This window comes from Rhodococcus sp. PvR099, from assembly GCF_017833315.1.
Classification (GTDB): Bacteria; Actinomycetota; Actinomycetes; order Mycobacteriales; family Mycobacteriaceae; genus Rhodococcus_G; species Rhodococcus_G oryzae.
Window position 1 is genome coordinate 1,027,743 of the sequence record NZ_JAFIBV010000001.1, and the last position, 5,951, is coordinate 1,033,693.

General features: G+C 69.9%; 6 protein-coding genes. 5 read left to right on the top strand and 1 reads right to left on the bottom strand.

Annotated features, from left to right (window positions below):
• The first annotated feature begins 18 nt into the window (after nt 1–18).
• The 4 genes from JOE46_RS04765 to JOE46_RS04780 are packed head-to-tail and all read left to right on the top strand — an operon-like array spanning nt 19 to nt 4,630.
• Nucleotides 19–597, top strand: a complete 579-nt coding sequence (locus JOE46_RS04765) for an FxsA family protein (protein WP_097209720.1) — start codon at nt 19–21, stop codon at nt 595–597.
• Between the two features lie 6 nt (nt 598–603).
• The gene (locus JOE46_RS04770; RefSeq protein WP_257016945.1) at nt 604–2,184 is read left to right on the top strand and encodes an amidohydrolase; all 1,581 of its coding nucleotides are present in this window, start codon (nt 604–606) and stop codon (nt 2,182–2,184) included.
• Nucleotides 2,174–3,799, top strand: coding sequence for an apolipoprotein N-acyltransferase (lnt, locus tag JOE46_RS04775; RefSeq protein ID WP_097209718.1), 1,626 nt, complete (start codon nt 2,174–2,176; stop codon nt 3,797–3,799). The genes JOE46_RS04770 and lnt overlap by 11 nt, the downstream gene beginning before the upstream one ends.
• Nucleotides 3,800–3,853: 54 nt before the next feature.
• Nucleotides 3,854–4,630 carry a polyprenol monophosphomannose synthase gene (locus tag JOE46_RS04780; protein WP_097209717.1) on the top strand — a complete coding sequence of 259 codons (777 nt, stop codon included), beginning with the start codon at nt 3,854–3,856 and terminating at the stop codon, nt 4,628–4,630.
• Nucleotides 4,631–4,878: 248 nt separating this feature from the next.
• On the opposite strand, the gene JOE46_RS04785 is transcribed toward JOE46_RS04780, so the two are convergent.
• A complete protein-coding gene (locus JOE46_RS04785) occupies nt 4,879–5,217 on the bottom strand; it encodes an RNA polymerase-binding protein RbpA (protein ID WP_027501343.1) in 339 nt (112 codons plus the stop codon).
• A gap of 218 nt (nt 5,218–5,435) precedes the next feature.
• Here JOE46_RS04785 and JOE46_RS04790 point away from each other — a divergent pair, with 218 nt between their 5' ends.
• Nucleotides 5,436–5,768, top strand: coding sequence for a hypothetical protein (locus JOE46_RS04790; RefSeq protein WP_097209716.1), 333 nt, complete (start codon nt 5,436–5,438; stop codon nt 5,766–5,768).
• The last annotated feature ends 183 nt before the right edge of the window (nt 5,769–5,951 follow it).

Genomic DNA, 5,951 nt, shown 5'->3' on the forward strand with positions numbered 1-5,951 from the left:
CCGAGGAAAGGCAGGCCGATGATCCCGGCGTTGTTCGTGCTCTACGTCGTCATCGAGGTGGCTGCGGTGATCTGGGTGGGCAGCACCATCGGTGTGCTGTGGACGATTGCCCTGTTCCTGCTCGGCTGGGCGATCGGCCTCGTCCTGGTCCGCTCGCAGGGCCGCAAGGTGATCGAGGGGTTCCGTCGTGCCGGCAGCGGCACCGGTTCCGCAGGCGGAGCCGTCGCCGACGGGGCGGTCGTCGCCGCGGGCACCGTTCTCCTGGTGATCCCGGGCCTCGTCACCACCGCGCTCGGGTTGCTCCTGCTGATCCCCCCGACCCGGCGGGTGCTCCGGCCGCTCGTGTTGATCCTCGGGGGTCGTCGACTCGGCATGATGACCGCGGCGGGCGGGGTCGGCGCCGAGGTGTACTCGCGAACCCGTCGCCGCACGGTGGTGGACGGCGTCATCGTCGAGGACACCATCGTGGAGGACGTCACATACGGGACCGAGACCGCCGGCTCGCCCGCGGGCACCGCCGAACCGCTCGCGATCGAGGGAGAGATCATCCTTCCGGATCCCGGTGACACGGCGGCGGGTCCACGGCGGGCAGACTGAACCCCCGTGGGTACCCAATTGTTGGTCGGCGGTCGCATCTACAGCCCCGCCGCACCTGATGCGACATCGATGGCCGTGACCGATGGCACCGTGGTGTGGGTCGGCGAGGACCGTCCCGGACGCGCGCTCCATCCCGACGCCGAGATCATCGAACTCGACGGGGCCTTCGTGACACCGGCCTTCGTGGACACCCACGTCCACGTGACGGCCCTCGGACTGATGTTGACCGGCCTCGACCTGACCGGCGCCCGATCCCGACGCGAGTGCCTCGACCTGGTGCGGCGCTATGCCGAGGAACAGGACGACGCGGTGATCTGGGGGCACGGCTGGGACGAGACCACCTGGACCGAGGAACCCGGCGCCCCGACGACCACCGAACTCGACGCCGCCGCACCGGGCCGGATGGTATACCTGGCCCGGATCGATGTCCATTCCGCTGCCGCCTCGTCGCTGCTACGGCGGGCGGGTGGCGTCGACGAGGCCGAGGCCCCGGTCACCGCCGAAGATCACCACCGGGTCCGCGCGGCCGCCAGGGAGCTGCTCACCGCGGCACAGCGCGCGCGGGCCAGGACCGCGGCGCTCGACAACGCCGCCGCCAACGGGATCGTCGCGGTCCACGAATGTGCAGGCCCCGACATCTCCGGTCGCGAGGACCTGCGTGAACTGCTCGCACACCCGCACGGGGTCGAGGTGCGCGCCTACTGGGGACAGCCCGTTCAGACCGCGGCGGAGGCGAAGGCACTCCTCGCCGAGACGGGGGCGGCAGGCCTCGGCGGTGACCTCTTCGTCGACGGCGCGATCGGATCCCGCACGGCCTGGTTGCACGAGCCGTACGCCGACCGCCCCCAGACGGGCAATGCCTACCTCGACGTCGACACGATCGCGGCGCACCTGCGGGCCTGCACCGAGGCGCGCATCCAGGCCGGCTTCCACGTCATCGGCGATGCCTCCGTCGCCGCCGTGGTCGAGGCGTTCGAGCGTGTGGCAGGCGAGCTCGGTGGGCCCGCGGTCGCGGCGTGTGGTCACCGTCTCGAGCACGTCGAGATGATCACGGCCGCGCAGGCGGCGACCCTCGGCGGCCTCGGCGTGGTCGCGAGCGTCCAGCCGGTCTTCGACGCACTCTGGGGCGGCGACCACGGTCTCTATGTCCAGGCCCTCGGGCGGGATCGCGCGGCGACCCTCAACCCGCTCGCCGCGATGGCGGCGGCTGGGGTGTCACTTGCCTTCGGATCCGACGCACCGGTCACCCCCGTCGACCCGTGGGCGATGCTCAGGGCCGCGGTCAACCACCGCACCGAGGGCAGCGGGGTCTCACCCCGCGCGGCCTTCTCCGCCGCCACCAGGGGAGCCTGGCGGGCCGGTGGTGTCCGCGACGGGCTCGCGGGCACGCTGGTCCCGGGTGCGCCTGCCTCGTACGCCGTCTGGGAGGCCGGTGAGCTGGTGGTCACCGCGGCCAAGGATTCGGTCCAGCGCTGGTCGACCGATCCGCGGTCCCGCGTGCCCGCGCTGCCGCACCTCGATCCCGAGTCCGCGAACCCGGTGTGCCTGCGAACCGTTCACCGCGGGGAGACCATCTATGAGCGTTGAGGTGACCGCCTCGACCCAGACCCGCTCTCGCAAGCCCCGATCGTCGACCATCCGCGACTGCGTCCTTGCGTTCGGATCCGGTGCGCTGCTGTTCGCGAGCTTCCCACCACGACCGTTGTGGTTCCTCGCCCCATTCGCCGTGGCCCTGCTCGTCCTGGTGCTGACGCGTTTCGGTGCGGGGGGCCGCGCCGGGACGGCCCAGGATCGGCCGCCACTGCGCCTACGAGGCGCATTCGGGTACGGATTCCTCGCCGGACTCGGATTCCTGCTGCCACTGCTGCCCTGGGTGGGGGAGTACGTGGGTCCGGCGCCCTGGCTCGCCCTCGCCTCCGCGGAGGCCGTGTTCTTCGGGCTGTTCGGCGTCCTCGCCGTCATCCTGGCCAGGCTGCCGCTGGCGCCGCTGTGGATCGCATGCGCGTGGACGTTGACGGAATGGCTGCGCTCGAGCGTCCCGTTCGGGGGCTTCCCGTGGGGACGGCTGGCGTTCGGACAGTCCGACGGCTGGCTGCTGTCGCTCGCCGCGATCGGCGGCGCCCCGCTGCTCGGGTTCGCGGTCGCGCTGACCGGCTCCGGGATCGCCGCGCTCGCGGTGGCGATCGCCCGCCGTCGCCCGACCCGGGACCTTCTCGCCGCCGGGGCGTTCGCCCTCGCCATGCCGGTCCTCGCCGCCGCGCTGTGGCCCGCCCTTCCCGATATGGAGTCGGTGGACGGCGCGGCGGGGGATCGGAAGGTCGTCGTGGCCGCAATCCAGGGCAGCGTGCCCCGGCTCGGGCTCGAGTTCAACGCCCAGCGCCGCGCGGTCCTCGACAATCACGTCCGGGAGACCCTCGCGCTGGCGGAGGACGTGCGGGCGGGCACGCAGCCGCAGCCCGACCTGGTGATCTGGCCGGAGAACGCCTCGGACATCGATCCGTTCCGCAACGCCGACGCGGCCGCCGCGATCGAGGCGGCCTCGCGTGCCGTCGACGCTCCGATCCTCGTCGGCGCCGTCCTGGTGAACGGCGACAGGACCACCACGAACTCGGTGATCGTCTGGGACGGCGACAACGGTCCACAGGACCGCCACGACAAGAAGATCATCCAGCCGTTCGGCGAGTACCTGCCCTACCGCGACTTCTTCCGCCACTTCTCCTCGTATGCCGACCAGGCGGGCAACTTCGTCCCCGGCAACGGCAACGGGGTCGTGACGGCCGCCGGGATCCCGGTCGGCGTTGCGACCTGCTACGAGGTGGCATTCGACCGAGCGCTCAGCCAGTCGGTCCGGGCCGGCGCCCAGTTGATCGCGGTGCCAACCAACAACGCGACCTTCGGGGATACCGAGATGACCTACCAGCAGCTCGCGATGTCGCGGGTGCGGGCGGTCGAACACGGTCGGGTCGTTGTGGTCGCGGCCACGTCGGGCGTCAGTGCGATCGTCGCCCCCGACGGGTCCGTACAGGAATCTTCGTCACTTTTCGTGCCCGCGACGCTTGTCGCGGAGGTTCCACTTCGGGCCTCCACTACGCTGGCTACTCGACTCGGCCCGATTCCGGAGATCGTTCTCTGTGTCGGCGCCACATTGGCCCTCGCCGTCGCACTCGTGCGGCGGCGTCGGTCGGCCGCACCGATCAACTGACGGCGGCGGACGCATCACGAAGGAAACCAGCCTCGGCTGGCAGGGAGGATCAAGATGGCAGCGGGTACGCCAGGCGGGGACACACCGAGCGCGCACACCTTGGTGATCATTCCGACGTACAACGAGCGGGAGAACATCGGGCTGATCATCGGCCGCCTGCACGCCGCTCTCCCGAACACACATGTGCTCGTGGCCGACGACGGCAGCCCGGACGGCACCGGCGACCTTGCGGACAAGCTGGCAGAGCAGGACACCGCAGGCCGGATCCACGTCATGCACCGGACCGAGAAGAACGGCCTCGGCGCGGCCTACATCGCCGGTTTCAAGTGGGGCCTCGAGCGCGACTACCGCGTCATCGTCGAGATGGACGCCGACGGCAGCCACGCCCCCGAGCAGCTGCACCGGCTGCTCGACAAGATCGACGCGGGCGCCGACGTGGTCGCCGGCTCGCGCTACGTGCCCGGCGGCTCCGTGGTGAACTGGCCGAAGCGACGCGAGTTCCTCTCCCGTGGCGGCAACATCTACTCCCGGCTGGCGCTGGGCGTGAAGATCAAGGACATCACCGGCGGCTTCCGCGCCTACCGGCGCGAGGTGCTCGTGGCACTCGACCTCGACTCCATCGAGTCGCACGGCTACTGCTTCCAGGTCGACCTGGCCTGGCGCGCGATCCAGCACGGCTTCACCATGGTGGAAGTGCCGATCACGTTCACCGAGCGCGAGTTCGGCGAGTCCAAGATGGACGGAAACATCGTGCAGGAAGCGTTGCTCAAGGTCACCGTCTGGGGCATGCGCAACCGGTGGCACAAGGCGAAGGCGCTGTTCGGTAAGTAGGCAAGGCGTTCGGATACGACAACGCCGCCCCCGGGGATCTCCCCGGGGGCGGCGTTGATTCGTTCAGGTGAAGCGGCGCCTGAGGCGCCGGCTCCGCTACGCTCCGCGTCGCGGTATCTCAGGCGCCGGCTCCGCTACGCTCCGCGTCGCGGTATCTCAGGCGCCGGCTCCGCTACGCTCCGCGTCGCGGTATCTCAGGCGCCGGCTCCGCTACGCTCCGCGTCGCGGTATCTCAGGCGCCGGCTCCGCTACGCTCCGCGTCGCTTGGTCTTCAGCAGGTCCAAACGCTCCTTGAGCAGCTCCTCGAGCTCCTCGACGGAACGACGCTCGAGCAGCATGTCCCAGTGGGTACGCGGGGGCTTGACCTTCTTGGCCTCCGGCGCGGTGCCCTCGAGGAGGCTGCCCTCCAGACCGTTCTTGCACAGCCAGGTGCCGGGGATCTCGGCATCGTCAGAGAAGGGGACATCGAACTCTTCGCCGTTGTCGCAGCGGTACCGGGCCATGCGGCGGGGCGCCAGGTCGTGGTCGCGATCGGTCTCATAGCTCACCGCTCCGAGTCGACTTCCTCGAAGTACGCGATCTGCCATGGTGGTGTCCTCTCCCTAGGTCGGCACGCGAGCGCACTGGATCGGCAGTACCTCACCGATCAGCAGGCATTCACTCATCTTCAACGCCACGGACGCTGGAATGGTTCCCGGGCGTCGCACAGACGCAACCGCACCATCTTACCGGTTTGTGAATGTCGAACAGCACAGCATCGTCGCCCGGCACGGCGTCGTCGGCAGGCACAGTAAGGTGACTGTCCGTGGCAGGCCCCTCTCGCAGACTTGATTCGTGCGTGTGGTGTGGGCGCGAGGTCGCCGACGTCGGCATCGGGAGACGCCGCCGCTACTGCCGCCAGTCCTGCCGACAGCGCGCATACGAACAGCGCAGCGCGGTCAAGGGCACGTCGATTCCCGCCGACGCCGTGGTCCTGACCGCAGACGAGGCGGCGGCGCTCGTGGATCGGATGTTCGAGGTCCGCTGCGCCGCGGAAGACGTCGAGACCGCCGTGGCGGAGGGCGCGGAGCAGTCCGAACTTGCGTCGATGTGCGCTCGGCTGGTCGAACTCGCGCGAGAGGCCGAGCGCTTCCGCTGATCCGGGCGAGGGGCCGCCGCGCGCGAACGTGCAGGCCATGTAACCAAAGGCCGAAACGGACGACAATAGCAGCCCACGGCCGATACTCTGTGTAACGCGGCCGACACAAATCTGGACATACAAAATAGTGCGCAACCTGCGCCGAATACACCTTCGAGTTTGTCTACTCGCTTGGGGAGTGCG

Bases quoted from the DNA above. Each gene is read 5' to 3' on its own strand.
- JOE46_RS04780 (WP_097209717.1), top strand. From the start codon at position 3,854: ATGGCAGCGGGTACGCCAGGCGGGGACACACCGAGCGCGCACACCTTG.
- lnt (WP_097209718.1), top strand. From the start codon at position 2,174: ATGAGCGTTGAGGTGACCGCCTCGACCCAGACCCGCTCTCGCAAGCCC.
- JOE46_RS04765 (WP_097209720.1), top strand. From the start codon at position 19: ATGATCCCGGCGTTGTTCGTGCTCTACGTCGTCATCGAGGTGGCTGCG.
- JOE46_RS04785 (WP_027501343.1), bottom strand. From the start codon at position 5,217: ATGGCAGATCGCGTACTTCGAGGAAGTCGACTCGGAGCGGTGAGCTAT.